Genomic DNA, 25,987 nt, shown 5'->3' with positions numbered 1-25,987 from the left:
CTCTTCAGCACAGGGCGTCCAGTTTCTCCTTGAGGAGCTGGTTGACCTGCTGCGGATTGGCGGTGCCGCGGGAGGCCTTCATCACCTGGCCCACGAAGTAGCCGATCATCTTGCCGCGCTTGTCCGGCTCGGCGTCGCGGTACTGGGCCACCTGGGCCGGGCTCTCGCCGATCACCTGGTCGATCATCGCCTCGATGGCGCCAGTGTCGGTGACCTGCTTGAGCCCCTTGGCCTCGATCACCTCATCGGCGGACTGCCCCTGGCCGTTCCAGAGCGCCTGGAACACCTGCTTGGCGGCCTTGCCGTTGATGGTGTCGTCCAGCACTCGGCCAATCAGCTCGCCGAGCTGGCGTGCCGAGACGGGGCTGTCGGTGATCGGCAGCCCCTCGCGGTTGAGCGCGCCGGCAAGCTCGCCCATCACCCAGTTGGCGGCGGACTTGGCGTCGCCGCAGGTGTCCTTGACCTCTTCGAAGAACTCGGCCATCTCGCGGGTGGCGGAGAGCACCCCGGCGTCATAGGCGGAGAGGCCCAGCGCCGACTGGAAGCGGGTGCGCTTCTCGTCGGGCAGCTCCGGCAGCGCCTCGCGCAGGTGGTCGAGGTAGGCTCGGTCGAGCACCACCGGCAGCAGGTCGGGGCAGGGGAAGTAGCGGTAGTCGTTGGCCTCCTCCTTGGTGCGCATGCTGCGGGTCTCGTCGCGCTCGGGGTCGAAGAGGCGGGTCTCCTGGACCACCTTGCCGCCGTCCTCCAGCAGCTCGATCTGGCGCTCCACCTCGAACTCGATGGCGCGCTCCACGAAGCGGAAGGAGTTGACGTTCTTGATCTCGGCGCGGGTGCCGTACTCGGCCTGGCCCACCGGGCGCACCGAGACGTTGACGTCGCAGCGCATGGAGCCCTCGGCCATGTTGCCGTCGGAGATCCCCAGGTAGGTGACGATGGAGTGGATCGCCTTCAGGTAGGCGGCGGCCTCCTTGGCGCTGCGCATGTCAGGCTCGGAGACGATCTCCAGCAGCGGGGTCCCGGCGCGGTTGAGGTCGATGCCGGTCATGCCGTGGCCCATGCCGTCAGAAAAGGATTCGTGGAGCGACTTGCCGGCGTCCTCCTCCAGGTGGGCATGGTGCACCCGGATGCGCTTGCTGCTGCCGTCTTCCAGGGTGATCTCCACCTCGCCGGCGCCGACGATGGGGTGGTACATCTGGCTGGTCTGGTAGCCCTTGGGCAGGTCCGGGTAGAAGTAGTTCTTGCGGTCGAAGACCGAGACCTCGGGGATCTCGGCGTGGATCGCCAGGCCGAACTGCACCGCCATGGCCACCGCCTGCTCGTTGAGCACCGGCAGCACCCCGGGCAGGCCCAGGTCCACGGCGCAGGCCTGGGTGTTGGGCTCGGCGCCGAAGGCGGTGGAGGCCCCGGAGAAGATCTTCGAGCGGGTGGCGAGCTGGACGTGCACCTCCAGCCCGATCACGGTTTCCCATTGCATCAGGTGGTCTCCTCGGCAAGCGCGGGACGACGCAGGTGCCAGTCGGTGGCCTGCTGGAAGCGGTGGGCGACGTTGAGCAGCCGCGCCTCGGCGAAGTGGGTGCCCAGGATCTGCAGGCCCACGGGGCGCTTGCCCACGAAGCCCGCCGGCACGCTGATGCCGGGGATCCCGGCCAGGTTCACCGCGATGGTGTAGATGTCCTGCAGGTACATGGAGACCGGGTCCTTCTTGGCGCCCAGGTCGAAGGCCGGGGTGGGGGAGGCCGGGCCCATCAGGACGTCGACCTCCTCGAAGGCGTCGAGGAAGTCCTGGCGGATCAGTCGGCGCACCTGCTGGGCCTTCTTGTAGTAGGCGTCGAAGAAGCCCTCGGAGAGGGTGTGGGTGCCGATCAGGATGCGCCGCTGCACCTCCTCGCCGAAGCCCTCGGCGCGGGAGCGCTTGTAGAGGTCGATCAGGTCGGACGGGGCCTTGCAGCGGTGGCCGAAGCGCACGCCGTCGTAGCGCGACAGGTTCGAGGAGGCCTCGGCCGGCGCGATGACGTAGTAGGCCGGGATCGCGTAGTGGGTGTGGGGCAGGCTCACCTCGCGCACCGTGGCGCCCAGCGACTCATAGACCCTCACCGCCTCGCGCACCGCGGCCTCCACCTCGGGGTCGAGGCCGTCGCCGAAGTACTCGACCGGCAGCCCGATCTTGAGGCCGGAGAGCGGAGCGCCGAGCTCCTCGGTGTAGTCCGGCACGCCGCGGGCCACGCTGGTGGAGTCCTTCGGGTCGGGGCCGGCAATGGCGTTCAGCAGCAGGGCGCAGTCCTCGGCGGTGCGCGCCATGGGGCCGGCCTGATCGAGGCTCGAGGCGTAGGCGATGATGCCCCAGCGCGAGACGCGGCCATAGGTGGGCTTCAGGCCTGTGATGCCGCAGAAGGCGGCCGGCTGACGGATCGAGCCGCCGGTGTCGGTGCCCATGGCGGCGGGCACCAGGCCCGCGGCCACCGCGGCAGCGCTGCCGCCGGAGGAGCCGCCGGGCACGGCGCTGGTATCCCAGGGGTTCTTCACCGGGCCAAAGGCGCTGTTCTCGTTGGAGGAGCCCATGGCGAACTCGTCCAGGTTGACCTTGCCCAGGCTCACCGTGCCGGCGGCCTTGAGCTTCTCCACCACGGTGGCGTCGTAGGGGGAGACGAAGTTGGCCAGCATCTTCGAGCCGGCGGTGGTCAGCACCCCCTCGGTGCAGAACAGGTCCTTGATGGCCAGCGGCAGGCCGGTCAGGGGGCCGGCCTCGCCGCGAGCGCGGGCGGCGTCGGCGGCATCCGCCGCGGCGAGGGCCTGCTCGGCGGTCACGGTGATGAAGCTGTTAAGCTCGCCGTCGAGGCGCGCGATGCGCGCGAGCTGGTGTTCGGTCAGCTCGCGGCTGGTGAACTCGCCGGCCGTGAGGGCGGCGGCCAGTTCGCTCAGTGTCTTGTCATGCATGGGCCGGGGGCTCCGTCAGGCAGGAAGGCTTATTCGACCACGCGGGGGACCAGGTAGAGGCCCTGTTCCACCGCCGGGGCGCAGCGCTGGAAGCGGTCGCGCTGGTCGCTCTCGGTCACCTCGTCGGCGCGCAGCCGCTGGGTGGCGTCGAGGGGATGGGCCAGGGGGGCAACGCCCTCGGTGTCCAGCGCCTGGAGCTGGTCCACCATCTCCAGGATGCGGCCGAGGTCGTCCAGGTAGTGGGCGGCGTCCTCGTCGCTCAGGCCGAGCCGGGCGAGGTGCGCGGCCCTGAGCACGTCAGCGTGTTCAAGCGCCATGGTTCGGATGTCCTCGAAGGGAAAACAGGCCGCAAAAGGTACCACATACCGCGACCCGCGGGCAGGTCCGTGAGAGGCCGGGCTTGCGGGCTCCGCGCTTGCTGCGCAGGGGCCGCGGTGATACCGTTTGCGTCCGCACAGGGTTCCCGGACTGCACTAGGTAACGACTTCCATGTTCAAACGCTTGAGGGGGCTGTTCTCCAGCGATCTGTCGATCGACCTGGGAACCGCCAATACGCTGATTTATGTGCGCGGTCGTGGCATCGTGCTCGATGAGCCGTCGGTTGTGGCCATCCGCCAGTCCGGCAACATGCGCAGCGTGGCCGCGGTTGGCTCCGATGCCAAGCGCATGCTGGGCCGCACGCCCGGCAACATCACCGCCATCCGCCCGATGAAGGACGGGGTCATCGCCGACTTCACCGTCACCGAGCAGATGCTCCAGCACTTCATCCGCAAGGTCCACCAGAGCACCTTCCTCACCCCGAGTCCGCGGGTGCTGGTCTGCGTGCCCTGCATGTCGACCCAGGTGGAGCGCCGCGCCATCAAGGAGTCCGCCGAGGGCGCCGGCGCCCGCGAGGTGTTCCTGATCGAGGAGCCCATGGCGGCCGCCATCGGCGCCGGCCTGCCGGTCGAGGAGGCCCAGGGCTCCATGGTGGTGGATATCGGTGGCGGCACCAGCGAGATCGCCATCATCTCCCTCAACGGCATCGTCTACTCCGAGTCGATCCGCGTGGGCGGCGACCGCTTCGACGAGGCGATCATCGCCTATGTGCGCCGCCACTACGGCAGCCTGATCGGCGAGGCCACCGCCGAGCGCATCAAAGGAGGAGATCGATCGGCTGTGCCTATCCCGGCGGCGAGCTGCGCGAGATCGACGTGCGCGGCCGCAACCTGGCCGAGGGGATCCCGCGCAGCTTCACGCTCAACTCCCACGAGATCCTCGATGCCCTGCAGGAGACCCTGGCCTCCATCGTCACCGCGGTGAAGAACGCCCTGGAGCAGTCCCCGCCGGAGCTCGCCTCGGACATCGCCGAGCGCGGCCTGGTGCTGACCGGTGGCGGGGCGCTGCTGCGCGACCTGGACAAGCTGATCGCCGAGGAGACCGGCCTGCCGGTGATCGTCGCCGAGGATCCGCTGACCTGCGTGGCCCGCGGCGGCGGCAAGGCCCTGGAGATGATCGACCAGCACACCTTCGAGCTGCTCTCCAGCGACTGACCCGGGGCTGACTTTAGGGGAAAACGCCTATCAAGCCGCTGTTCTCCGACGGATCGCTGCCCGGCTATCGCCTCTTCCTGTGCGTGCTGGTGGCGTCGGCGCTGATGTTCGCCGATACCCGCCTCACGCGCATGGAGGAGGTGCGCGCCCAGCTCTCCACCCTGGTGGCCCCCGTCCAGTGGGCGGTGAGCCTGCCCAGCGGTATCCTCACCTGGGGGTCGCTGGCGCTCTCCGACCAGCGCGCCCTGCTGGAGGAGAACCGCCGGTTGCGCGAGCAGATCCTGACCCTCTCCCACCGCGTGCAGCACATGGCCAGCCTCACCGCCGAGAACGTGCGCCTGCGCGAGCTGCTCTCCGCGGCCCAGCGGCACGACATGCCCTTCATCACCGCCGAGCTGCTCTCCCTGGACCCGGACCCCTTCGCCCACCAGATGGTGATCGATCGGGGGCGGCGCAACGGCGTCTACGTGGGCCAGCCGGTGATGGATGCCTCTGGCCTGGTGGGGCAGGTGACGGCGGTCTCCGCCTACTCCAGCCGGGTGCTGATGGTGGCCGATGCCAGCCATGCGCTGCCGGTGCAGGTGAACCGCAACGGGCTGCGCTTCATCCTCCAGGGCAGCGGCCGCTACGAGGCGCTCACGGTGCTGCACGTGCCCGACACCGCCGATATCCGCGAGGGCGACCTGCTGATCACCTCGGGGCTGGCGGGACGCTTCCCGCCGGGCTACCCGGTGGCGCGGGTCGCCGAGGTGGTCCATGACCCGGGCCAGCCCTTCGCCCGGGTCACCGCCACGCCGGTGGCCCAGCTGCAGCGCTCCAGACACTTCCTGCTGCTCTTTCCGCCGCCCGCCCCGGGGGTCGACGACGAGGTCTGGGAGCTCGAGCTCTCCGCCGAGGCGATGGAGGCCGCCCGGGCGGTGATCGGCCTCGACGCCGACCAGGAGGCACGCTGATGGCCGCTCCCTCTTCCGCCCACCTGGCCCTGCCGTGGATCTGGCTCTCGCTGCTGCTGGCGCTCTGCCTGCAGGTGATGCCGCTGGCGGACGGCTGGCAGATCTGGCGCCCCGACTGGCTGGGCCTGATGCTGATCTACTGGTGCATGAAGGCGCCGAGCCGGGTGGGCGTCTTCCACGGCTTTGCGCTCGGTATCCTGCTCGACCTGATCGAGGGGGCCACCCTCGGGCAGAACGCCCTGATCCTGTCGCTGCTGGCCTTCCTCTGCGCGCTGGTCTATCCGCGTTTCCGGGCCTATTCCCTGGTCCAGCAGGCGGTGCTGATCTTCGTGCTGCTGGGCACCGTACAGCTGGCCGAGCAGTGGCTGCGCACCCTGCTCGGCCCCTTCTCCATCCATCTGGCCTTCCTGCTGCCCTCGCTGATCGGCGCCGTGCTGTGGCCCTGGCTCGCCACCCTCTTCGAGGCCCTGGGCCGGCGCCTGGCCCGCGACTGATCCGGAGCCCCGCATGTCCGATCCCCGTCAGCCCCTCTCCGATACCGCCCGCCCCGGGCTCTGCCTGGCCAGTGCCTCGCCGCGGCGCCGCGAGCTGCTCGCCTCCATCGGCGTGTCGGTGGCGGTGCGGCCGGTGGATATCGACGAGACTCCGCGCCCCGGCGAGGGGGCGGTCGACTACGTGACCCGGCTGGCCCGGGAGAAGGCCCTGGCCGGGGCCCGGCTCACGACGCTGCCGACCCTGGGCTCCGATACCGCCGTGGTCTGCGATGGCGAGATCCTCGGCAAGCCGGAGGGACCCGAGCATGCCGCCGGCATGCTGCGTCGCCTCGCCGGCCGGACCCACGAGGTGCTCACCGCGGTGGCGGTGAGCGGGCCCGCCGGCGTGCTCGAGGCCTGTGTTGCCACCCGGGTCACCATGCGCGCGATCGGCGAGGCGGAGATCGCCGCCTACTGGGCCACCGGCGAGCCCGCCGATAAGGCCGGCGGCTATGCCATCCAGGGGCTGGCGGCGATCTTCGTCGAGCGCATCGAGGGCAGCCACTCGGCGGTGGTGGGGCTGCCGCTTTACGAGACCGCCGAGCTGCTGCGCCGCCAGGGGGTGGCGCTGTGGGGCAGGACCTTCGGTTGACCCCTTGCCGGTCATCAACGCCTTGGGCGTATGACACTATGTCATAATGGACGCAAAGCATTCTGGATAAGGACTTCCGCATGAGCGGCGAAGTACTGATCAATCTGACGCCGATGGAGACCCGCGTCGCCGTGGTGGAGAACGGCGTGCTGCAGGAAGCCTTCATCGAGCGCAGCCGCCGGCGCGGTATCGTCGGCAATATCTACAAGGGCAGGGTGGTCCGGGTGCTGCCCGGCATGCAGGCGGCGTTCGTCGATATCGGCCTGGATCGCGCCGCCTTCATCCACGCCCATGAGGTGATGCCCCCCGGCACCCCGGCCGAGGAGCAGCTCTCCATCGGCCACTTGCTCCACGAGGGGCAGGCGCTGGTGGTGCAGGTCACCAAGGACCCCATCGGCTCCAAGGGGGCCCGGCTCACCACCCACCTGTCGGTGCCGTCGCGCTACCTGGTCTACATGCCGGATGCCCCCCATCACGGGGTTTCCCAGCGCATCGAGGACGAGCGGGAGCGGGAGCGGCTGCGCGGGCTGATCGAGGAGGCCCAGGCCCAGCAGGGCCAGGAGGTGGTCGGCGGCTTCATCGTGCGCACCGCCGCCGAGGGTGTCGGCCTCGAGGAGCTCGCCACCGACATGCACTTCCTGCTGAGGCTGTGGCGCAAGGTGAGCGAGCGCAAGGTGACCGCCGGGGCCCCCAGCGTCATCTACGACGACCTGCCGCTGTTCATGCGCATCCTGCGCGACGTGATGCGCGACGACATCGAGAAGGTGCGCATCGACTCCCGTGAGAACCACGTCAAGCTGATCGAGTTTGCCGAGGAGTTCATGCCCGATGCGGTGGAGCGCATCGAGCACTATGCCGGCGAGCGGCCGATCTTCGACCTGTTCAGCGTCGAGGACGAGATCCAGAAGGCCCTGGGCCGCAAGGTGCAGCTCAAGTCCGGCGGCTACCTGGTGATCGATCCCACCGAGGCGATGACCACCATCGACGTCAACACCGGCGGCTATGTGGGGCACCGCAACCTCGAGGAGACCATCTTCAAGACCAACCTCGAGGCTGCCACCGCCATCGCCCGCCAGCTGCGCCTGCGCAACCTCGGTGGCATCATCATCATCGATTTCATCGACATGGAGGACCCGGAGCACCAGCGACAGGTGCTGCGCATGCTCGAGAAGTCGCTTGAGCGGGACCACGCCAAGACCAAGTGCACCGGCGTCACCGAGCTGGGCCTCGTCCAGCTGACCCGCAAGCGCACCCGCGAGAGCCTGGAACAGACCCTCTGCGAGGCCTGTCCCACCTGTGGGGGGCGCGGCACCCTCAAGACCCCGGAAACGGTCTGCTACGAGATCTTCCGCGAGATCCTCCGCGAGGAGCGTGCCTACAGCGCCGAGACCTACATGGTGCTGGCGGCCCAGGCCGTGGTGGACCGCCTGCTCGACGAGGAGTCCGCGGCGGTGGCCGACCTGGAGGAGTTCATCGGCAAGCCGATCCGCTTCCAGGTGGAGACCCACTACTCCCAGGAGCAGTACGACATCGTGCTGATGTGAGCCCATGTCTCCGATTCGCCTGGTGACGCGCTGGAGCCTGACGCTGGTGGCGCTGCTGCTGGCGTCGCTGGCGCTGCTGCTGCTGGCGCTGCGCCTGGCGCTGGCGCTGGCCGACGGGCTCACGCCGAATCTCGAGGCGCTACTCTCGGCGCGCTTCGGCGCCGAGGTGCGCATCGCCGAGCTGGACACCCGCCTCGCCGGCCTCGACCCGGCGCTCTCCCTCGACGCCCTGAGCATCCGCACCCACGAGCGTGCGCTGCCGCTGCTGGAGGTGGAGAGCGGGCGACTGCGCCTGGACAGCCTGGCCTCCCTGCGCGCCGGGGTGCCGGTGGTGGAGGATGCGAGGCTCTCCGGGGTGACCCTGCACCTCTATCAGACCCCCGAGGGCGGCTGGCACTGGCCCGACCCCGCCGAACTGCCCCCCGAACTCCAGCCCCGCGGCGAGCTCGACCTGGAGCGCCTCGACTTCTGGGTCGGGGTGCTGCTGCGCCAGCGCGCCTGGGTCGAGGACCTGCGCCTGGTGCTGCATGGACGCGAACGGCGCGTGGTGCTCGAGGCGCCGCGGCTGCTGATGACCGGCGATGACCGACGCGCTCACCTCGAGGGCGAGGTGCGTCTCGAGGGGGACCCCGAGGCCGCCATGCAGGCCGCCCTGGAGGTGCTGCCCGGCCCCTCGGGCTTTCGCGACTTCAGCGCCGCCCTGCAGGCTGACATGCGGCTCGACAGCCTGATCAGCCTGGTGGAGGTGCTGGGCCGCAACGAGCCGCTGCGCCTCGACGAGTCCAGCGGCCGGGCGCGGCTGTGGGGCCGCTGGCACCGCGGGGAGCTGGCCGATGCGCGGCTGGACCTGGGCATTGCCCGCTTGGCGGTGAGCCACGCCGATGGCAACGGCGAACGCCACGCCATCGAGCTGACCGAGGTGGAGGGGCGTGGTCAGTGGCTGCGCCGCGACGGCGGCTGGGAGGCCTGGTTCGAGGGCGATGCGGTGAGCCCCGAGGCGGCGGAACCCGACGACCTCGAGGCGCCCTGGGGGCCGGCGCTGCCGCACCGCTGGCAGCTCGCCGGCGATGGCGACGGCTGGTGGCTGGACACCAGCGGCTTCGACCTGGGGTCGCTGGCCGCCTGGCGTCACCGGGTGCCGCTGCCGGAGGCCCTGGCCCGGGTGGTGGACACCCTGGACCCCCGCGGACAGGTCAACGGCTTCCGCCTCGGCCATCGGGAGGGCCAGTGGTTGGCCCGCGCCGCGCTGAGCGGGGTGGAGGTCTCGCCCTGGGAGCAGGCCCCCGGCGGTGGCCCCCTGGACATGTGGGTCGAGGCCCGCGACCTGACCGGCCGGGTGCGCTTCGCGGGCGGGCCGGGGGCCAGCCTGCACTTCCCCGCGCTGTTCCAGGGACCGATGGCGCTGGAGCATGCCGCCGGCGAGGTGCTGTGGACCTATGACGGCCCGCGCAGCCTGGTCAGCGGCCGCGAACTGCGGGTGGGCTGGAACGGTGCCGAGGTGGAGGGCGGCTTCGGCCTCGCCGTGGGCGGCGGGCAGCGGGGCGGCTTTGGCCTCTCGCTGGGGTTCCGGGAGGTGGACGCCGTGGAGACGCCGCTGTCGGAGTGGCTGCCGGTGGGCATCCTCGGGGAAGAGCTGCGGACCTGGCTGGACGGCGTGGCCGGCCGGGTGCCCGAGGGCTCGCTGCGCCTGCATGTCCCCCTGGCCGGCGGTGCCGAGCGCATCGACCCCAGCTTCGGGCTGGAGCTCGCCATCGAGCAGGGGCGGCTGGCCTTCGATCCGGCCTGGCCGCCCCTCACCGACGTCGAGGGGCGGCTCTCTCTGCAGGACACCACCCTGGAGGCGAGCCTCGAACGGGCCGAGAGCCTGGGGGTAGCGGCCCGCAACGGCCGGGTGCGCCTGATCGACGAGCGCCTCGAGGTGGAGGGCGAGCTTGCCGCCTCGGCGCAGGCGCTGCGTCGCTACCTGCTGGCCATGCCGGTGGAGGGCATCGAGGCCGTCGACGACTGGCAGGCCGAGGGGGAGGCGGAGGGCCGCCTGCGCCTGGCGCTGCCGCTGGGGCAGCCCGACGAGCCGAGCGGGCTCGAGCTCGATATCGAGACCGAGGTCACCTTCCCGCGGCTGGAATTCCGTCCGCTCGAGCTTACGTTCAGTGATCTCTCGGGTCCCCTGAGCTGGCGTCAGCGGGGCGAGGAGGGGGGCCTTGAGGGGCGCATCGAGGGACGGCTGCTGGGCGGTCCGGTGCGCGCCGATGTCGATACCCTGGGCGGCGGCCTGGGTCTCTCCGGCAGCGCCGAGGCCGCGGCCCTGGCGCGCTGGGGGGGGCTGGCGGACAGTGCCGACCTGGCGAGTGGGCGTTTCGCCTGGCAGGGACGGCTGGCCATCGGCGAGAACCGTGTCCACCTCGGCCTCGACAGCGGCCTGGAGGGGCTCGGCATCTCGCTGCCCGCCCCGCTGGGCAAGAGCGCCGCCGAGCGGCGCCCGCGGCGGCTCGACATGGACCTGACCGAGGGGCGCCTCGAGGGTCGCCTGGGTGACGAGATCTCGCTGCGTTGGCGGGCCCTGCCCGGTGACGGTCCCGGCCAGGGCCAGGTCTGGGTGGGGCGGGCACCGACCGCGGGCTGGCCCGAGGGGGAGGGGTGGCGAGTCGACGCCTACCAGCCGCGCCTCGCCCCGGCGCGCTGGGCCGAGGCGCTGGGCGGGCTCGGCGGCCTGGCCGGTGGCGGGGGAGCGACGGCCCTGCGCGAGCTGCGCCTGGCCACCGACTGCCTGGAGAGCGACGGCCGCTGCATCGGTTCGCTGGCGGCGGAGGGACGGCCCCAGGCGGGAGGCGGCTGGCGCGTGGCGCTGGAGGGCAGCCTGCTGGCGGGTCAGTTCGACTACCGCCCGAACCTTCCCCAGCCCCTGGACATCAGCCTGATGCGCCTCTCCCTGGATGGCCTGACCCCGGAGCCCGAGGCCATGGGGTCGCTGTTCGACGAGATCGCCACCCCGCCCGAGCCCGCGCCTTTCCCCGACTGGGTGGGGGAACTGCCCGATGGCCGCCTGCGCATCGCCGACATCGAGCGCGGCGGTCAGCGGCTGGGCCCCTTCACGGCGCGCTGGCAGGCTACTCCGGAGCGCCTCACCGTCGCCCCGCTGGGCCTGACCCTGGGGCAGATCAGCGCCCGGGGCGAGCTGGTCTGGGAGGCCGCCGGGGCCGCCGACACCCTGACCCGGGCGCGGCTCGATCTGGACGGCCGCGACCTGGGCACGGCCATGGAGCGGCTGGGTCAGGATGCGGTGATCCGCAGCGGCGAGACCCGCGTGCAGAGCCAGCTGGCCTGGCCAGGGGCGCCCTGGCAGTTCGCCCTGGAGCGCTCCCGGGGCAGCGTCGAGGTGGAGCTGCGCGACGGGCGCTTCGTCAACGTCGCCTCGACCTCCGCTCGCCTGGTCGGGCTGCTCAACGTCGACAACCTGGTCCGCCGGCTGCGCCTGGACTTCTCCGACGTGACCGGGCAGGGCACCGCCTTCGACCGTGTCAGCGGAGCGGCGACCCTGTATGGTGGCATACTGGAGACCCGGGGCCCGGTGACGGTCGACGGCCCGGCCACCCGCTTTACCCTCGAGGGGCGCGTCGACCTGGCGCGGCGGGAGCTGGATCAGCGTCTGGGGGTCACGGTACCCATCAGCCGCAACCTGCCGCTGGCCGCGGTGCTGGCCGGGGCGCCGGTGGTGGGGGGGGCCCTGTTCATCGCCGACCGCCTGTTCGGTGACGCCCTCGACCGCGTGACCCGAATTCATTATCGCGTGCGGGGTCCCTGGACCGCGCCGCAGATCTCAGTGGAAAGTGCCGAATGACTGCTACCCGACGTTCCCTGCTCGACGAAGCCGAAGCCTTCCTGCTCACCCCAGGGGGACTGACCCTCGATGACCTGGACCTCGGCCTCGGCCATGCCCTGGGGCCGGGGATCGACTACGCCGACCTCTACTTCCAGCGCAGCTGGCACGAGGGCTGGGTGCTCGAGGACGGTGAGGTGAAGGAGGCGAGCTACAACATCGACGGCGGCGTCGGCGTGCGCTCCCTCTCCGGCGAGAAGACCGGTTTCGCCTACTCCAACCAGATCACCGCCGACGCCCTGGCCGAGACCGGCCGCACCGCCTCCGGCATCGTGCGCAGCGGCTCGCGCCTGGCGCTGGCGCCGAGGGTGGTGGTGCAGAGCGACGCCCGCTACGGCGGCGTCGACCCCCTCACCGGCCTCTCCGCCGAGGAGAAGATCGCCCTGCTCAAGGAGGCGGACCGGGTGGCGCGGGCCGCGGACCCGGCGGTGAGCCAGGTCAGCGCGTCCCTCACCGGCGTCCATGAGGTGGTGCTGGTGCGTGCCAGCGATGGCACCCTGGCGGCGGACATCCGCCCCCTGGTGCGCCTCAACGTCAGCGTGATCGTGGTGCGCAACGGCCGCCGCGAGCGCGGTAGTGCCGGGGGCGGCGGCCGCTACCCCCCATGGCCGCGGCTGCGCGACGAGGGGGTGGCCGAGCGCTTCGCCCGGGAGGCGGTTCGCCAGGCGCTGGTCAACCTGGAGGCCATCGATGCCCCGGCCGGCCAGCTGCCGGTGGTGCTGGGGCCGGGCTGGCCCGGCATCCTGCTCCATGAGGCGGTGGGCCACGGCCTGGAGGGCGACTTCAACCGCAAGGGCAGCTCCGCCTTCGCCGGGCGGATGGGCCAGCGGGTCGCGGCCCGGGGCGTGACCGTGGTCGACGACGCCACCCTGGTCGACCGCCGCGGCTCCATGACCATCGACGACGAGGGCACCCCGGGCCAGTGCACGACGCTGATCGAGGACGGCATCCTCACCGGCTACATGCAGGACAAGCTCAACGCCCGGCTGATGGGCATGGCGCCCACCGGCAACGCCCGGCGGGAGTCCTTCGCCCACCTGCCGATGCCGCGCATGACCAACACCGTCATGCTGGCCGGCCAGGACGATCCCGCGGATATCCTGAAGAGCGTCAAGCGGGGCCTCTATGCGGTGAGCTTCGGCGGCGGCCAGGTGGACATCACCTCGGGCAAGTTCGTCTTCTCGGCAAGCGAAGCCTACCTGGTGGAAGACGGCAGGATCACCGCGCCGGTGAAGGGTGCGACCCTGATCGGCAACGGCCCCGAAGCCATGGGGCGGGTCTCGATGATCGGCCACGACATGGAGCTGGATACCGGCATCGGCGTGTGCGGCAAGGAGGGCCAGGGCGTACCCGTCGGAGTGGGCCAGCCCACCCTGAAGCTGGACGAGCTGACGGTGGGCGGCACGGCGTCCTGAGTCACATCCCCGCGGTATCGCGGATCAGCTTGAAGAGCTTGCGGGCGCTGGCGGGGGGCTTGCCCCTCTCGCGCTCGCGCTGGGCGTTGCGGATCAGCTGACGCAGCGCCTGGCGATCGACCTCGGGGAAGTCGGTGATGAAGGCCTCGACGGCGCTGTCGCCCTCGTCGAGCAGGCGGTCCCGCCAGGCCTCCAGGCGATGGAAGGCGTGGTCGCGGCGCAGTTTCTCCTGCTCGATCTCGTCGTAGACGGCCTTGATCGCCTCGAGGTTCTCGCGGCGCATGACCTTGCCCACGTACTGCATGTGGCGCCGGCGCCCCTCGTGGGAGCGCACGCGCGAGGTCTCCTCCACGGCGGCCAGCATGTCGTCGGAGAGGGGGAAGCGGGCGCGCTCGGCGGGGGTCATGGCGATGATCGCCTCGCCCAGCGCCTGCAGGGCATGCATCTCCCGCTTGAGCTGGGACTTGCTGGGGCGTTCGTCTTCGTCGGGCTGCTGCTGGATCAGCTGGTCGAGCAGTTCGAGGGGGGAATCCTGGGACATGCCGCATCCATGGTTGGGCTTGAGAATAGCCACAGTATACCAGCCCGCGGCGGCGGGCTTGAGCGCAACATCACGAAGAGTTGGCCCGCAGGGCCGGCAGACGAGGAGAGACCCATGACACAGGCATTCGATGCCGCCGCCCAGCAGGCCCTGCTGGAGACCCGCGCCCAGATGGCCCTGGAGCTGGCCCGTCGGCTCGGCGCCGACGCCTGCGAGGTGGGCGCCAGCGTCGACCAGGGCGTCGGCGTAAGCGTGCGTGAGGGCGAGGTGGAGACGGTGGAGCTCTCCCGCGATCAGGGCATCGCGGTGACGGTCTACGTGGGCAAGCGCAAGGGCAGTGCCTCCTCCACCGACGCCGGGGAGGCGTCGATCCGTGCGGTGGTGGAGAAGGCCCTGGCCATCGCTCGCCACACCGGGGAGGACCCGGCCGCGGGGCTCGCCGACGCCGAGCTGATGGCCACCGAGCTGCCCGACCTCGACGTCCACCACCCCTGGCCCCTCTCCACCGAGGAGGCCATCGAGCTGGCGCTGGCCTGCGAATCCGCCGGCCGCCGCCGCCCCGGTATCAGGAGCTCCGACGGCGCCTCCCTCTCCAGCGGCGAGGGGGTGCGGGTCTATGCCAACAGCCACGGCTTCCTGGGCACCCAGCGCGGCAGCCGCCACTCGCTCTCCTGCATGCTGATCGCCGGCGACGACAGCGGCATGCAGCGGGACTACGACTACACCTCGGCGCGCAACCCCCGGGACCTGCTGGCCCCCGAGAAGGTCGGTGAGAGCGCCGCCGAGCGCACCCTGCGCCGCCTGGGTGCCCGGCGGCCGGCCACCGGGCGGATGCCGGTGCTCTTCGACCCGACCCTGGCCTCGGGGCTGGTCGGTTCGCTGATGGGGGCCATTGCCGGCGGCGCCCTCTATCGCCAGGCCTCCTTCCTCTGCGACCGCCTCGGCGATGGGCTCTTCCCGGAGTGGTTCAGCCTCCAGGAGCGTCCCATGGAGGTGGGGGCCATGGCGAGCTCCCCCTTCGACGGTGACGGCGTCCAGACCCGGGACAACGTCTTCATCGAGAATGGCCGCCTGGCCAGCTACATGCTCTCCGCCTACAGCGCCCGGCGCCTCGGCATGCAGACCACCGGCAACGCCGGCGGCGCCCGCAACCTGCGCCTCGACGCGCCGCTGGCCAGTCGGGACGAGCTGCTCGCCCGCATGGGGCGCGGGGTGCTGGTGACCGAGCTGATGGGGCAGGGGGTGAACGCCGTGACCGGGGGCTACTCCCGCGGCGCGGCAGGCTTCTGGGTGGAGAATGGCCAGATCCGGCACCCGGTGGAGGAGTTCACCATCGCCGGCAATCTGGAGGCGATGTTCAGGGGCCTGGCCGGCATCGGCAGCGATACCGACACCCGCGGCAGCATCCATACCGGCAGCTGGCTGATCGACGAGATGACCGTGGCGGGTAGTTGACCCCCCGGGTTAACCCGGGAGACCCAGTCTGCGACGGAGAGGGATGAGCGAGCGAAGGTCAGGCAAGGCGAAGCCCGACGAGCAAGCGGAGTTTAGGGAACCTAAATGAGCATTGTGAGGAGGGCTTCAACGCCGCTTGGCCGAGCGCAGCCATTCCGTTACTCATCTTCGTGGAAGCGGGCCTCGAACAGCGCTTCTATGGCCTCGAGGGCCGCCTCGGCATCCTCGCCCTCGGCGCTCACCGTGAGCTCGGTGCCGCAGGGTGCAGCCAGCATCAGCAGCGACATGATGTTGGCGGCGTCGCCGCGCATGGGCCCGTTGGCCACGCTGATGGAGGCGGCGAAGGGCTGGCAGCACTGCACCAGCTTGGTGGCGGCGCGCGCATGCAGGCCGCGCTTGTTGCTCAGGGTCAGCTTGCGTTGCGGCACGCTCAACTTCCTTGATGAGGTGTGACGTCGGTCGCCGGGTCCGGCAACGGGAGCAGGGTGTCATGGATGCCCAGCTCGCGATGGCGGAGCCGGACCAGGGGGTGGGAGGCGGCCAGGCTCGCGGCCAGGCGCTCCGCCAGGTAGACCGAGCGGTGCTGGCCGCCGGTGCAGCCGATGGCCACCGTGAGGTAGCTGCGGTGGCTGGCCAGGTAGGCGGGCAGCCACCGCTCCACCCAGGCCTGGATATCGGCGCGCATCGCCTCCACCAGGGGGTAGGTCTCGAGGAACTCGATGACCGGCGCGTCGCGGCCGGTGCTGGCGCGCAGCTGCGGGTCCCAGTAGGGGTTGGGCAGGCAGCGCGCATCGAACACCAGGTCGGCGTCCAGCGGCACGCCGCGCTTGAAGCCGAAGGACTCGAATGTGAGGGTGAGCTGGTCGGGCTGGTGGAGTGCCACCTGGTCGGCGATACGGCGCCTCAGTTCGTGGACCGATAGCCGTGAGGTATCGATGACCAGGTCGGCCAGGTCGCGGATCTCGGAGAGCGCCAGCTCCTCGGAATCGATCGCCTCGGCCAGGGTCATCTGGCTGTCCCGCGTCAGCGGATGGCGGCGTCGGGTGGCGGAGTAGCGCTCGAGCAGGATGCGCGCATCGGCGGTGAGGTAGATCACCTGGCAGGCGATGCCACGGGCCTGGAGCGCCTGCAGCTGGGCGGGAAAGCTCTGCAGGGCCTGCGGCAGGTTGCGGGCGTCGATGCTGACGGCGATGGAGGAGCGTGGCGACTCCGAACTACCCAGCTCATCGACCAGCGAGCCGAGCAGCATGGCCGGGAGGTTGTCGATGGCGTAGTAGCCGAGATCCTCCAGGGCCTGCAGCGCGATCGACTTGCCCGAGCCGGAGCGGCCGCTGATGATCACGAGCTGCATGGGGGATCTCCTGGTCGTCAATCTGGCCGGGTGCCCGTGGGCGCTATCCCTGCCGTCGAATCGCCTCGATGAGCCTTTCGTGGAGCTCGCGCTGGCTTTCGCTGCGGCGCAGCCCGCTGCGGGTGTCGGCGTCGTTCATCACCCCGCCCACCTGGGCCAGCAGGGCGAGGTGGGCGTCATCGGCCTCCTCGGGGACCAGCAGCACGAACACCAGGTCGACGGGTTCGCCGTCGATGGCGTCGAAGTCCACCGGCTCGGCCAGCTTCAGGAAGCCGGCGATGGGGGCCTTGCAGTGGGGGCTTCTGGCGTGGGGGATGGCCACCCCGTTGCCGATGCCGGTGCTGCCCAGGCGTTCGCGCCCGATCAGCCGGCTGAATACCTCCTGGCTGTCGAGGCTTGGCGTATTCTGGGCGATGAAGGTGCTGAAGAACTCCAGCACCCGTTTCTTGCTGCCCCCGGGCACGCCGAACAGGGTGCGCTCCGGGGGCAGGATGGCTTCCAGTGACATGATGGGCTCAGCGAGCGCCGGCGCCCTGGGCGCGGGCCTGGGCCTTCTCCTTGTGCTTGACCAGCTGGCGGTCCAGCTTGTCGGCCAGGGCGTCGATGGCGGCGTACATGTCGCCGTCCTGGGCTTCGGCATGCAGGTCGGCGCCGGCGGCATGCAGGGTGCAGGCGGCGTGCTGGCGCTCCTTCTCCACGGACAGGGTCACCTGCACGTTGGTGATGTTGTCGTAGTGGCGCTCCACGCGAGCCAGCTTCTCGTCCACATAGCCACGCAGGGCATCGGTCAGTTCCACATGATGGCCGGTGATATTGACTTGCATGACACGCTCCTTGCTCGTTGGTTGTGGGTCGATTGTAACCCTTTTTCCTGCCTTGCATACCCCCCGGCCTGACGCCGCCGTGGCGGGCCTGATGCAGGTCATCGAAGCGTCTCCCGGCGGCGGCCGGCACGGGACGCGGCCGCCGCCCCGAGGCATGCTGGGAGATGGGGTCAACGCAGCCGCTTGCGCTCGCTGGAGGAGGGGATGCCCATGGCTTCGCGGTACTTGGCGACCGTGCGGCGGGCCACCTGGATGCCGGCCTCCTCGAGCAGGGTCACCAGCTTGCTGTCGGAGAGCGGCTTGCGCGGCGGCTCCTCCTGGATCAGCTTGCGGATCCGTGCGCGGATGGCGGTGCTGGAGTGGGCGTCGCCCTCGCCGTTGCCGCCCACCTGGCTGGAGAAGAAGAACTTCAGCTCGAACACCCCCCGGGGAGTGTGGATGTATTTCTGGGTGGTGACCCGGGAGATGGTCGATTCGTGCATCTCCACGGCCTGGGCGATGTCGGCCAGGATCAGCGGCTTCATCGCCTCCTCGCCCTGCTCCAGGAAGTCGAGCTGGCGGGCCATGATCTCGCGGCCCACCCGCAGCAGGGTGTCATTGCGGCTGGAGAGGCTCTTCATCAGCCAGCGCGCCTCCTGCAGGTGGTCCTTGAGGAACTGGTTGTCCTGGCTCTTGTCGGCGCGGCGGATCAGCGCCGCGTAGTCGGGCTGGATGCGCAGACGGGGCAGCGCCTCCTGGTTGAGCTCCACGTGCCAGCCGCGGCTGTCCTGGCGTGCCACCAGGTCGGGGATCACGTAGTCGTTCTCGAGGCTGGAGTAAGCGCTTCCGGGGCGCGGGTCCAGGGAGCGGACCAGGGCGATGGCCGTTTCCAGGGCGTCGTCGTCGAGGCCGAGGCGGCGCTTGAGCAGGCGACGGTCGTCGCCGGCCAGGGCCTCGAGGAACTGGCGCACCAGGCGGCGCGCCTGGGGCAGCAGCGGGGTGTCGTCGGGCAGGGCGGCGAGCTGCAGCATCAGGCACTCGCGCAGGTCCCGGGCGAAGACGCCGGTGGGCTCGAACTGCTGCAGGCGCAGCAGCACCTGCTCCACCTCGGCGCTGCGCAGCCCGCCGAGCCCCTGGGACTTGAGGCCGTCGCGGATCTCGTAGAGGGATTGCGCCAGGTAGCCCGCGCTGTCCACGGCATCGATCAGGCTCTCGGCGATCTGCTGCTCGCGGGGGTCGAGGTCGGTCATCGCCAGCTGCCAGGCCAGGTGGCCCTGCAGGCTCTGTGCGCTCGCCTCGCGCTCGAAATCGGGGCCCTCGCCGCCGGCCGGCGCCCCCAGGTCCTGGTAGGTGTCCGACCAGTCGCTGTCGGTGCTGAGCTCGTCGGGAATCTCGCTGGCCCAGTCGTCCTCGGGGGCCTCGCTCACCGCCTGCTCGCCGAAGCCCTCGTCGAGCTCCAGCATGGGATTTGACTCCAGGGCCTGCTGGATCTCCTGGCGCAGGTCGAGGGTGGAGAGCTGCAGCAGGGCAATCGCCTGCTGCAACTGGGGCGTCATGGTCAGCTGCGTGCCGACGCGGAGCTGAAGGGAGGCTTTCATGGCCATCGTGATCGTCTGCCCTCTTGTGCCGGGAAGTGGCCGGAAGGCCTCACCCTAGCGCGGGCGACGCGGGCATGCAAGCGCTTGTTAAGCAACTTCTGTGCCACCCGCAATCGGTATGCCGTCATCTAATAACGACAGGCATATCAGGGGATTGTGGTCAGAGCCGGAAGTCCTCGCCCAGGTAGACCTCGCGCACCCGCTGGTTGGCGAGGATCGCCTCGGCGTTGCCCTCGGCGATGATCTTGCCGTCACCGACGATGTAGGCGGTGTCGCAGATATCCAGAGTCTCGCGCACGTTGTGGTCGGTGATCAGCACGCCGATGCCGCGGGCCTTGAGCTGGCGGATGACCCCCTTGATCTCGCCCACCGAAATGGGGTCGACGCCGGCGAAGGGCTCGTCGAGCAGGATGAAGGCGGGCTCCGTGGCCAGGGCCCGGGCGATCTCCACACGCCGTCGCTCGCCGCCGGAGAGGCTCATGCCGAGGTTGTCGCGGATATGGGTCACGTGAAACTCCTCGAGCAGCTGCTCGAGGCGGGCGCGGCGCCCCTCACGGTCGAGATCCTTGCGGGTCTCGAGGATCGCCATGATGTTGTCGGCCACCGACAGCTTGCGGAAGATCGACGCCTCCTGGGGCAGGTAGCCGATGCCGGCCCGGGCGCGGGCGCGCTGGTGCATGGCGGCCCGGGACAGGTCCAGGCCGTCGATGGCCACCTCGCCGGCGTCGGCGCGCACCAGCCCCACGATCATGTAGAAGGAGGTGGTCTTGCCGGCGCCGTTGGGGCCGAGCAGGCCGACGATGCTGCCCTGGCGGATGGCCAGGCTGATGTCCTGGACAACGCGGCGACGCTTGTAGCTCTTGGCCAGGTGGCGGGCATGGAGGGTCTTCATGGGCGGCCTTACTGCTCGGGCTGTAGGGTCATGCGGATGCGCTGGCGTCCTTCGACACCCTCGCCCTCGCTGCGGGCCTGGACCACGCGGCGGTCGAGGAAGTACTCCAGATAGCCGCCGTCGAAGGTATCGCCGCCCTGGTGCAGCTCGGCGCGGTCGATCAGCTCCATACGCCGCTCGGCCACGTGGTAGATGATGGTGCGGCCCCACCCGCGCACCATGGGCTCTGAGGGGTCGGGCTGCTGCTCCAGATAGGCGCGCTCGCCGGTGGCGATGGCGCGGGAGAGCTGGCCCTGGGCGTTGCGCTGGATCTCCACCCGATCGCCGGTCAGGCGCATGCTGCCCTGGCGGATATCCACCTCGCCGGTATAGACCGCGGTGCCGGCGCGGTCGTCCAGATCGAGCCGGTCGGCCTCCACCTCGATGGGGGCCTCGGCATCGCGGCCCTGGGCCAGGGTCGGCGCGGCGACCAGCGGCAGCAGCAGGCAGAGCAGCAGGGCGGAGGTTCGCTTCATGGCTGGGGGTCCTCTCGGGTCTCGGGCGGATGGTGGCCGCGCACATTGTCGGTCAGTCGGGCGCGGTTGTCATGGAGCCAGGCGTCGAAGCGCTCGCCGCTCATGCGCTGGGGGGGCTGCTGGAGCAGGGCCGGGGTGTCGCTCCAGGCGTGACCGCTCTCGGCGTCGTAGTGGAGCACCTCGGTGTCGAGCTGCCAGCGCTCCTCGGGGGCGTGGAGCCTGGCGCTGCCGGAGAGGGTGAGCGGGTTGCCGCCGGGACCCAGCACGCCGCTGTCGGCCTCGGCCAGCCATATCCGGCCGGCGTTGTCGTAGAGTCGGGCGTCGGGAGTCTCGAGGCGGGTGACGTCGTCGTGGGGCGTGTGCACCAGGCGTGGCGTCTCGATGCGCTGATGGGCGCGCCCCTCGCCGTCGAAGCGGGTCAGTCGTGCCCCCTCCAGGTAGAAGTCCGGCTCGCCGGCTTCGTCCCGGGGGACCGCGCCGGGCTCCCTGACGCTGCGCGAGTCGAGCAGCACCAGCATGCCACCCAGCGCCACCAGCAGCAGGAAGAGCCAGACCCGAAACGACGGCCGCGGCAGGGCCATGGGCTCAGCCGGCCCCGTGCAGGTAGGTGTCGATCACGGCGTCCCAGTGGCCCTGGGCCTTGAGCAGGGTGTCGGCGATCTCGCGGGCGGCGCCCTGGCCGCCGCCCTTCACGGTGACCCAGTCGGCGTGCTTCTGGATGTACTCCGGGGCGTTCGGCACGCTGATGCCCACGCCGGCGCGGCGAATGGCGCCCACGTCTGGCATGTCGTCGCCGCAGTAGGCGACCTGGTCGAATTCGAGGCCTAGGCGGGCGCAGAGGTCGCGCAGCACCGGCAGCTTCTTCTCCACCCCCTGGAAGACGTGCGGGATGCCCAGCGCCGCAGCGCGGCGGCTCACCGTCGGGGAGTCGCGGCCGGTGATCAGCGCCACCTCGATGCCGGCACGCTTGAGCAGCTTGAGGCCGTGGCCATCCTGCACATTGAACGCCTTGATCTCGATGCCGTCGGCCTGGAAGTAGAGCTGGCCGTCGGTGAGCACGCCATCGACGTCCAGGGCCAGCAGGCGGATGCGGCGCAGGCGGTCCACCAGGCGGGGGTCTTGCAGCGGGAGGGTGTGGGGCATGGGAGCTCCGGTTCGGGGGGTGAGGGTCAGATCACGCCGCTGGCGAGCAGGTCGTGCATGTGCAGGGCGCCGACCGGCCGGTCGTCGTCGTCGACCACCGCCAGGGCGGAGATGCGGTGGTCCTCCATCAGCTTCACCGCTTCGGCGGCCAGCATCTCCGGTGCCACTCGCTTGCCGGGTCGAGTCATCACCGTGTCGACGGTCAGGCCGGAGAGGTCGCTGTGCTGGTCCAGGGTGCGGCGCAGGTCGCCGTCGGTGTAGACCCCGGCCAGCCGGCCCTGCTCGTCCACCACGCAGGTGAAGCCGAGCCCCTGGCGGGTGATCTCCAGCAGGGCGTCGCGTAGCGGGCTGCCCAGCGGCACGATGGGCAACCGGGGACCGTCGTGCATCAGGTCGGCCACGCGCAGCAGCAGCCGCTTGCCGAGGCTGCCGCCGGGGTGGGAGAGGGCGAACTCCTCCGCGGTGAAGCCGCGAGACTCCAGCAGCGCCACCGCCAGGGCATCGCCCAGCGCCAGGGCGGCGGTGGTGGAGGCGGTGGGCGCCAGGTCCAGCGGGCAGGCCTCGCGTTCCACGCCGGCGTCGAGGTGGGCCTCGGCGTGGCGGGCCAGGGTCGAGGCGGGGCGGCCGGTCATGCTGACCAGGGGCACGCCCATGCGCTTGAGCAGCGGCAGCAGGGCGGTCACCTCGGCGGTCTCGCCGGAGTTGGAGAGCGCCAGCACCACGTCCCCCGGGGTGATCATGCCGAGGTCCCCGTGGCTGGCCTCGCCGGGGTGCACGAAGAAGGCCGGGGTGCCGGTACTGGCCAGGGTAGCGGCGATCTTGCCGGCGATATGGCCGGACTTGCCCATGCCGGTGACCACCACCCGGCCGCGGCAGGCGAGAATCAGCTGGCAGGCGCGGTCGAAGTCGGCGTCGAGGCGGGCGATGAGCGCGCCGATGGCCTGCTGCTCGAGGCGCAGGGTGCGCCGGGCGCTGTCGCGCAGCGACGAGGCGTGCGGAGCCTGGGGAGTCTGTTGGGTCATGGCGGTGATTGTTGCCTGTTGCGCGGGTTCACTCAAGGGGCAGCGCCGAGGCTGGCCACGCCGACCCAGGCCAGGTAGCCCAGGTAGGTGGCCGCCAGCAGGGCCCCGGGGAGGCGACCGACCCGACCGCGGCGCTGCCACAGCAGCAGCATGCCGAGCGCCAGGGTCAGCGCCAGCATCACCGGGTAGTCGCGGCCCGCGGCGGCGGGATCGCTGGGGCCGGGGGCCAGCAGGCCGGGAATCGGCAGCACGAGGAGCAGGTTGAAGAGGTTGGAGCCGATCACGTTGCCGATGGCGATGTCGTGGTGACGCTTGAGGGCGCTGGCCACGCAGGCGGCGAGCTCCGGCAGGCTGGTGCCGATGGCCACCACGGTCAGTCCGATGGCCAGCTCGCTCACCCCCAAGCCGAGAGCCAGCTCGCTGGCCCCCCACACCACGGCGCGGGAGCCCGCGGCCAGCACCAGCAGGGTCGCCGCCAGCCAGGCCAGCGCCCGGGGCAGGGCCATGTCGGGGATCTCGCCGGCGTCGGGGTGGGGGGCGTCCGGGGTGTCGGCGCGGAACAGCCACCACAGGCTGAAGACCAGCAGCAGTAGCAGGAAGAGAGCGTCGAAGCGGCCGAGGATGCCATTGGCCAGGGCGTAGCCGGCCAGGCCCGTGGCACCCAGCAGCAGCGGCAGCTCGCGGCGCACCAGAGAGAAACGCACCGGGATCGGCACGATCAGGGCGGTGATCCCCAGCACCAGGCCGATGTTGGCGATGTTGGAGCCCAGGGCGTTGCCCGTGGCCAGGTCGGGGATGCCGTCCAGGCTGGCCACCACCGAGACCACCATCTCCGGCGCCGAGGTGCCCAGCGCCACCACCGTCATGCCCACCAGCAGGGTGCTCATGCCGGCCCGGTGGGCGGTGGCCGCCGCCGCCCCCACGAAGCGGTCGGCGCTCCACAGCAGGGCGGCGAGGCCCAGCAGCACGACGATCAGCGGTACCAGCATGCGGTGTCCTTGGCGGAGAAGCGGGAAGGGCGCATTAAACGCGCTGGCCTCGGGGAGTGCAAGGCGTCGGGGGAGGGGAGAAGAGCGTGTCGCTGGCGCAGGCCCGGGGAGTTAGGATACGATGTTCGATAATTATCCCCAGGGTTCCGGAAGAGTTGACGAGCCGATGAGTGACACTCCCTTCGTGGTGGTGGAGGGTCTGCATTTCTCGCGGGGTGACAAGGAGATCTTCCGCGGCGTCGATCTCGTCATCCCGCGGGGCAGGATTACCGCCATCATGGGTCCCAGCGGCACCGGCAAGACCACGCTGCTCAAGCTGATCGGCGGCCAGCTGGTCCCCGATGCCGGCCGCGTGCTGATCGACGGCGAAGACGTGCATCGCCAGTCGCGCCGGGCGCTGTTCGCCATGCGCCGGCGCATGGGCATGCTGTTCCAGAGCGGGGCGCTCTTCTCGGACCTCAGCGTGTTCGAGAACGTCGCCTTCCCGCTGCGCGTTCACACCGATCTGCCCCAGGCGATGATTCGCGACCTGGTGCTGATGAAGCTCGAGGCGGTGGGGCTGCGCGGCGCCCGCGACCTGATGCCGGCGGAGCTCTCCGGCGGCATGGCACGCCGGGTGGCGCTGGCCCGAGCGATGGCCCTGGACCCCGAGCTGATCCTCTACGACGAGCCATTCGTCGGCCAGGACCCCATCTCCATGGGCGTGCTGGTGCAGCTGATCAAGCGCCTCAACGAGGCGCTGGGGCTCACCTCCATCGTGGTCTCCCACGATATCAAGGAGACGCTGACCATCGCCGACTACGTCTATGTGATCGCCGACGGCCAGGTGATGGCCCACGGCACCCCCGAGGGGCTCGACGTGGACCAGGACCCCCGGGTGAGCCAGTTTGTGCATGGCGAGCCCGACGGCCCGGTGCCTTTCCACTATCCGGCGGTGGACTTCTTTACCGATATCCTCAATGCGGGAGGGCGGCGATGATCGGGCGGATCACCAGCCTCGGCCGGCGCGGCTGCGAGCTTCTCGAGTCGCTGGGCCGGGCCGGCATCTTCGTGGCCCAGTCGGCGGTGGGCGTGCCCAGCCGGGAGGGCTGGCACCTGTGGCTGCGCCAGATGCACTTCGTGGGGGTGCTGTCGCTGGCCATCGTGCTGGTCTCGGGGCTCTTCATCGGCATGGTGCTGGCGCTGCAGGGCTACACCATCCTGGTGGACTTCGGCGCCGAACAGGCGCTGGGCCAGATGGTGGCGCTGTCGCTGCTGCGCGAGCTGGCGCCGGTGGTGGCCGCGCTGCTCTTCGCCGGCCGCGCCGGCTCGGCGCTGACCGCCGAGATCGGCCTGATGAAGGCCACCGAGCAGCTCACCAGCATGGAGATGATCGGCGTCGGCGTCGACCCGCTGCGCCGGGTGGTGGCCCCGCGGCTGTGGGCGGGGTTCGTGGCCCTGCCGCTGCTCACCATCGGCTTCAGCGTGGTGGGGATCTACGGCGGCTACCTGGTGGGCGTGGAGTGGCTCGGCGTCTTCGAGGGCTCCTACTGGGGCAACATGCAGTCCAGCGTCGAGTTCATCGGCGACGTGGGCAACGGCATGGTCAAGAGCCTGGTGTTCGCGGTGGTGGTGACCTGGATCGCGGTGTTCCAGGGCTACGACCTGGTGCCCACCTCGGAGGGAATCTCCCGGGCCACCACCCGCACGGTGGTCTACTCGTCGCTGGCGGTCCTCGGCCTCGATTTCGTGCTGACCGCGGTGATGTTCGGTGGCCTCTCCTGAGCGGATTCCCGACAGGAAGAGACGCCCCGCAAGCTTGATGTTCGGAGAGAAACGATGAAGCGCAGCAAGATGATGGAGCTGGGGGTGGGGCTGTTCATGCTCGCCGGCATCCTCGGCCTGATATTCCTCGGCCTGCGGGTCAGCGGGCTGACCTTCCAGGCGCCCGGCGATACCTTCCGCCTGGAGGCCAACTTCGCCAATATCGGCGGTCTCAAGCCGCGGGCGCGGGTCACCATGGCCGGTGTCACCGTAGGAAGGGTCTCGGCCATTGAGCTCGACACCGACTGGTACGATGCCCGGGTGATCCTCGAGCTCAACGGCGACCTGGAGGACAGGCTCTCCCGGGATACCACCGCGGCGATCCTCACCGCGGGGCTGCTCGGCGAGCAGTACATCGGGCTCAGTGTGGGCGGGGACCCCGAGACCCTCTCCGACGGCGACACCATTCGCGACACCCAGTCGGCCGTGGTGTTGGAAGAACTCATCCAGCAGTTCCTGTCCAACATGATGAGCGACTGACCTGAGCGGTACCGC

General features: G+C 70.5%; 25 protein-coding genes and 1 pseudogene. 11 read left to right on the top strand and 15 right to left on the bottom strand.

What is annotated here, in order from left to right:
- Nucleotides 1-4: 4 nt before the first annotated feature.
- Genes gatB through gatC form a run of 3 tightly spaced genes read right to left on the bottom strand, consistent with a single transcriptional unit; the run spans nucleotide 5 to nucleotide 3,251 of the window.
- Nucleotides 5-1,474, bottom strand: coding sequence for an Asp-tRNA(Asn)/Glu-tRNA(Gln) amidotransferase subunit GatB (gene gatB, locus B6N23_RS04625; RefSeq protein ID WP_305502301.1), 1,470 nt, complete (start codon nucleotides 1,472-1,474; stop codon nucleotides 5-7).
- Nucleotides 1,474-2,934 (bottom strand): Asp-tRNA(Asn)/Glu-tRNA(Gln) amidotransferase subunit GatA, encoded by a 1,461-nt coding sequence (gene gatA / locus B6N23_RS04620; protein ID WP_169957871.1) that lies wholly within the window; start codon nucleotides 2,932-2,934, stop codon nucleotides 1,474-1,476. Before gatA ends, gatB begins: the two co-directional genes overlap by 1 nt.
- 29 nt (nucleotides 2,935-2,963) lie before the next feature.
- Nucleotides 2,964-3,251 carry an Asp-tRNA(Asn)/Glu-tRNA(Gln) amidotransferase subunit GatC gene (gene gatC, locus B6N23_RS04615; protein ID WP_110068164.1) on the bottom strand — a complete coding sequence of 96 codons (288 nt, stop codon included), beginning with the start codon at nucleotides 3,249-3,251 and terminating at the stop codon, nucleotides 2,964-2,966.
- A 172-nt stretch (nucleotides 3,252-3,423) separates the two neighbouring features.
- On the opposite strand from gatC, the pseudogene B6N23_RS04610 reads away from it, so the two are divergent.
- The 7 genes and pseudogenes from B6N23_RS04610 to tldD all read left to right on the top strand — a co-directional run bounded on the left by B6N23_RS04610 (nucleotide 3,424) and on the right by tldD (nucleotide 13,380).
- Nucleotides 3,424-4,466: pseudogene (locus B6N23_RS04610) on the top strand (rod shape-determining protein).
- 104 nt (nucleotides 4,467-4,570) lie between these two features.
- Nucleotides 4,571-5,419, top strand: coding sequence for a rod shape-determining protein MreC (mreC, locus tag B6N23_RS04605; RefSeq protein WP_305502298.1), 849 nt, complete (start codon nucleotides 4,571-4,573; stop codon nucleotides 5,417-5,419).
- A complete protein-coding gene (gene mreD / locus B6N23_RS04600; protein WP_119020776.1) occupies nucleotides 5,419-5,913 on the top strand; it encodes a rod shape-determining protein MreD in 495 nt (164 codons plus the stop codon). Before mreC ends, mreD begins: the two co-directional genes overlap by 1 nt.
- Before the next feature lie 13 nt (nucleotides 5,914-5,926).
- Nucleotides 5,927-6,544: a Maf family protein gene (locus B6N23_RS04595; protein WP_305502295.1), complete on the top strand. Its 618-nt coding sequence runs from the start codon at nucleotides 5,927-5,929 to the stop codon at nucleotides 6,542-6,544.
- Between the two features lie 80 nt (nucleotides 6,545-6,624).
- Complete coding sequence (gene rng / locus B6N23_RS04590; RefSeq protein WP_305502294.1) at nucleotides 6,625-8,088, top strand: ribonuclease G; 1,464 nt, start codon at nucleotides 6,625-6,627, stop codon at nucleotides 8,086-8,088.
- A gap of 4 nt (nucleotides 8,089-8,092) precedes the next feature.
- Complete coding sequence (locus tag B6N23_RS04585) at nucleotides 8,093-11,926, top strand: YhdP family protein (RefSeq protein WP_305502292.1); 3,834 nt, start codon at nucleotides 8,093-8,095, stop codon at nucleotides 11,924-11,926.
- Nucleotides 11,923-13,380 (top strand): metalloprotease TldD, encoded by a 1,458-nt coding sequence (gene tldD / locus B6N23_RS04580; RefSeq protein ID WP_305502290.1) that lies wholly within the window; start codon nucleotides 11,923-11,925, stop codon nucleotides 13,378-13,380. The genes B6N23_RS04585 and tldD overlap by 4 nt, the downstream gene beginning before the upstream one ends.
- 1 nt (nucleotide 13,381) lies before the next feature.
- Here the strand turns inward: tldD and yjgA are convergent, their stop codons facing one another.
- A complete protein-coding gene (gene yjgA / locus B6N23_RS04575; RefSeq protein ID WP_305502288.1) occupies nucleotides 13,382-13,921 on the bottom strand; it encodes a ribosome biogenesis factor YjgA in 540 nt (179 codons plus the stop codon).
- A gap of 114 nt (nucleotides 13,922-14,035) precedes the next feature.
- Here yjgA and pmbA point away from each other — a divergent pair, with 114 nt between their 5' ends.
- Entirely contained in the window at nucleotides 14,036-15,376 is a 1,341-nt protein-coding gene (gene pmbA, locus B6N23_RS04570; RefSeq protein WP_305502286.1) for a metalloprotease PmbA, read from the top strand.
- 158 nt (nucleotides 15,377-15,534) lie between these two features.
- Here the strand turns inward: pmbA and B6N23_RS04565 are convergent, their stop codons facing one another.
- From B6N23_RS04565 to B6N23_RS04515, 11 genes are all read right to left on the bottom strand, one after another.
- Entirely contained in the window at nucleotides 15,535-15,804 is a 270-nt protein-coding gene (locus tag B6N23_RS04565; protein WP_305502285.1) for an HPr family phosphocarrier protein, read from the bottom strand.
- Between the two features lie 2 nt (nucleotides 15,805-15,806).
- Nucleotides 15,807-16,727, bottom strand: a complete 921-nt coding sequence (gene rapZ / locus B6N23_RS04560) for an RNase adapter RapZ (protein ID WP_302141934.1) — start codon at nucleotides 16,725-16,727, stop codon at nucleotides 15,807-15,809.
- A 43-nt stretch (nucleotides 16,728-16,770) separates the two neighbouring features.
- Nucleotides 16,771-17,235 (bottom strand): PTS sugar transporter subunit IIA, encoded by a 465-nt coding sequence (locus tag B6N23_RS04555; RefSeq protein WP_305502282.1) that lies wholly within the window; start codon nucleotides 17,233-17,235, stop codon nucleotides 16,771-16,773.
- 7 nt (nucleotides 17,236-17,242) lie between these two features.
- On the bottom strand, nucleotides 17,243-17,551 hold the full coding sequence (gene hpf / locus B6N23_RS04550; protein WP_119020786.1) for a ribosome hibernation-promoting factor, HPF/YfiA family: 309 nt from the start codon (nucleotides 17,549-17,551) through the stop codon (nucleotides 17,243-17,245).
- 170 nt (nucleotides 17,552-17,721) lie between these two features.
- Entirely contained in the window at nucleotides 17,722-19,134 is a 1,413-nt protein-coding gene (locus B6N23_RS04545; protein WP_305502279.1) for an RNA polymerase factor sigma-54, read from the bottom strand.
- A 154-nt stretch (nucleotides 19,135-19,288) separates the two neighbouring features.
- A complete protein-coding gene (gene lptB, locus B6N23_RS04540; protein ID WP_305502277.1) occupies nucleotides 19,289-20,020 on the bottom strand; it encodes an LPS export ABC transporter ATP-binding protein in 732 nt (243 codons plus the stop codon).
- 8 nt (nucleotides 20,021-20,028) lie between these two features.
- A complete protein-coding gene (lptA, locus tag B6N23_RS04535) occupies nucleotides 20,029-20,535 on the bottom strand; it encodes a lipopolysaccharide transport periplasmic protein LptA (protein WP_110068149.1) in 507 nt (168 codons plus the stop codon).
- Nucleotides 20,532-21,116: an LPS export ABC transporter periplasmic protein LptC gene (gene lptC, locus B6N23_RS04530; RefSeq protein ID WP_169957881.1), complete on the bottom strand. Its 585-nt coding sequence runs from the start codon at nucleotides 21,114-21,116 to the stop codon at nucleotides 20,532-20,534. Before lptC ends, lptA begins: the two co-directional genes overlap by 4 nt.
- Nucleotides 21,117-21,120: 4 nt before the next feature.
- Nucleotides 21,121-21,678, bottom strand: coding sequence for a KdsC family phosphatase (locus tag B6N23_RS04525; protein ID WP_110068147.1), 558 nt, complete (start codon nucleotides 21,676-21,678; stop codon nucleotides 21,121-21,123).
- Nucleotides 21,679-21,704: 26 nt separating this feature from the next.
- The gene (locus B6N23_RS04520) at nucleotides 21,705-22,700 is read right to left on the bottom strand and encodes a KpsF/GutQ family sugar-phosphate isomerase (protein ID WP_305502272.1); all 996 of its coding nucleotides are present in this window, start codon (nucleotides 22,698-22,700) and stop codon (nucleotides 21,705-21,707) included.
- 32 nt (nucleotides 22,701-22,732) lie between these two features.
- Nucleotides 22,733-23,689: a calcium/sodium antiporter gene (locus B6N23_RS04515; RefSeq protein WP_305502270.1), complete on the bottom strand. Its 957-nt coding sequence runs from the start codon at nucleotides 23,687-23,689 to the stop codon at nucleotides 22,733-22,735.
- A gap of 166 nt (nucleotides 23,690-23,855) precedes the next feature.
- On the opposite strand from B6N23_RS04515, the gene B6N23_RS04510 reads away from it, so the two are divergent.
- From B6N23_RS04510 to mlaD, 3 genes are read left to right on the top strand one after another with little or no spacing between them, the layout of a single operon-like run.
- Nucleotides 23,856-24,668 carry an ABC transporter ATP-binding protein gene (locus B6N23_RS04510; RefSeq protein ID WP_110068145.1) on the top strand — a complete coding sequence of 271 codons (813 nt, stop codon included), beginning with the start codon at nucleotides 23,856-23,858 and terminating at the stop codon, nucleotides 24,666-24,668.
- Nucleotides 24,665-25,453 (top strand): lipid asymmetry maintenance ABC transporter permease subunit MlaE, encoded by a 789-nt coding sequence (gene mlaE, locus B6N23_RS04505; protein ID WP_305502268.1) that lies wholly within the window; start codon nucleotides 24,665-24,667, stop codon nucleotides 25,451-25,453. Before B6N23_RS04510 ends, mlaE begins: the two co-directional genes overlap by 4 nt.
- A gap of 54 nt (nucleotides 25,454-25,507) precedes the next feature.
- Complete coding sequence (gene mlaD, locus B6N23_RS04500; protein ID WP_305502266.1) at nucleotides 25,508-25,972, top strand: outer membrane lipid asymmetry maintenance protein MlaD; 465 nt, start codon at nucleotides 25,508-25,510, stop codon at nucleotides 25,970-25,972.
- Nucleotides 25,973-25,987 lie beyond the last annotated feature (15 nt).

Source organism: Halomonas alkalicola (assembly GCF_030704205.1).
GTDB lineage: Bacteria > Pseudomonadota > Gammaproteobacteria > Pseudomonadales > Halomonadaceae > Halomonas > Halomonas alkalicola.
The sequence above is the reverse complement of the archived record's forward strand: the minus strand, read 5'-3'. Positions and strand labels throughout refer to the sequence as shown.

Bases quoted from the DNA above. Each gene is read 5' to 3' on its own strand.
- gatA (WP_169957871.1), bottom strand. From the start codon at position 2,934: ATGCATGACAAGACACTGAGCGAACTGGCCGCCGCCCTCACGGCCGGC.
- lptC (WP_169957881.1), bottom strand. From the start codon at position 21,116: ATGGCCCTGCCGCGGCCGTCGTTTCGGGTCTGGCTCTTCCTGCTGCTG.
- B6N23_RS04515 (WP_305502270.1), bottom strand. From the start codon at position 23,689: ATGCTGGTACCGCTGATCGTCGTGCTGCTGGGCCTCGCCGCCCTGCTG.
- mlaE (WP_305502268.1), top strand. From the start codon at position 24,665: ATGATCGGGCGGATCACCAGCCTCGGCCGGCGCGGCTGCGAGCTTCTC.
- lptA (WP_110068149.1), bottom strand. From the start codon at position 20,535: ATGAAGCGAACCTCCGCCCTGCTGCTCTGCCTGCTGCTGCCGCTGGTC.
- pmbA (WP_305502286.1), top strand. From the start codon at position 14,036: ATGACACAGGCATTCGATGCCGCCGCCCAGCAGGCCCTGCTGGAGACC.
- rapZ (WP_302141934.1), bottom strand. From the start codon at position 16,727: ATGCAGCTCGTGATCATCAGCGGCCGCTCCGGCTCGGGCAAGTCGATC.
- rng (WP_305502294.1), top strand. From the start codon at position 6,625: ATGAGCGGCGAAGTACTGATCAATCTGACGCCGATGGAGACCCGCGTC.
- mlaD (WP_305502266.1), top strand. From the start codon at position 25,508: ATGAAGCGCAGCAAGATGATGGAGCTGGGGGTGGGGCTGTTCATGCTC.
- yjgA (WP_305502288.1), bottom strand. From the start codon at position 13,921: ATGTCCCAGGATTCCCCCCTCGAACTGCTCGACCAGCTGATCCAGCAG.
- gatC (WP_110068164.1), bottom strand. From the start codon at position 3,251: ATGGCGCTTGAACACGCTGACGTGCTCAGGGCCGCGCACCTCGCCCGG.
- B6N23_RS04555 (WP_305502282.1), bottom strand. From the start codon at position 17,235: ATGTCACTGGAAGCCATCCTGCCCCCGGAGCGCACCCTGTTCGGCGTG.
- lptB (WP_305502277.1), bottom strand. From the start codon at position 20,020: ATGAAGACCCTCCATGCCCGCCACCTGGCCAAGAGCTACAAGCGTCGC.
- B6N23_RS04545 (WP_305502279.1), bottom strand. From the start codon at position 19,134: ATGGCCATGAAAGCCTCCCTTCAGCTCCGCGTCGGCACGCAGCTGACC.
- B6N23_RS04595 (WP_305502295.1), top strand. From the start codon at position 5,927: ATGTCCGATCCCCGTCAGCCCCTCTCCGATACCGCCCGCCCCGGGCTC.
- B6N23_RS04585 (WP_305502292.1), top strand. From the start codon at position 8,093: ATGTCTCCGATTCGCCTGGTGACGCGCTGGAGCCTGACGCTGGTGGCG.
- mreD (WP_119020776.1), top strand. From the start codon at position 5,419: ATGGCCGCTCCCTCTTCCGCCCACCTGGCCCTGCCGTGGATCTGGCTC.
- B6N23_RS04510 (WP_110068145.1), top strand. From the start codon at position 23,856: ATGAGTGACACTCCCTTCGTGGTGGTGGAGGGTCTGCATTTCTCGCGG.
- hpf (WP_119020786.1), bottom strand. From the start codon at position 17,551: ATGCAAGTCAATATCACCGGCCATCATGTGGAACTGACCGATGCCCTG.
- B6N23_RS04525 (WP_110068147.1), bottom strand. From the start codon at position 21,678: ATGCCCCACACCCTCCCGCTGCAAGACCCCCGCCTGGTGGACCGCCTG.
- mreC (WP_305502298.1), top strand. From the start codon at position 4,571: ATGTTCGCCGATACCCGCCTCACGCGCATGGAGGAGGTGCGCGCCCAG.
- gatB (WP_305502301.1), bottom strand. From the start codon at position 1,474: ATGCAATGGGAAACCGTGATCGGGCTGGAGGTGCACGTCCAGCTCGCC.
- B6N23_RS04520 (WP_305502272.1), bottom strand. From the start codon at position 22,700: ATGACCCAACAGACTCCCCAGGCTCCGCACGCCTCGTCGCTGCGCGAC.
- tldD (WP_305502290.1), top strand. From the start codon at position 11,923: ATGACTGCTACCCGACGTTCCCTGCTCGACGAAGCCGAAGCCTTCCTG.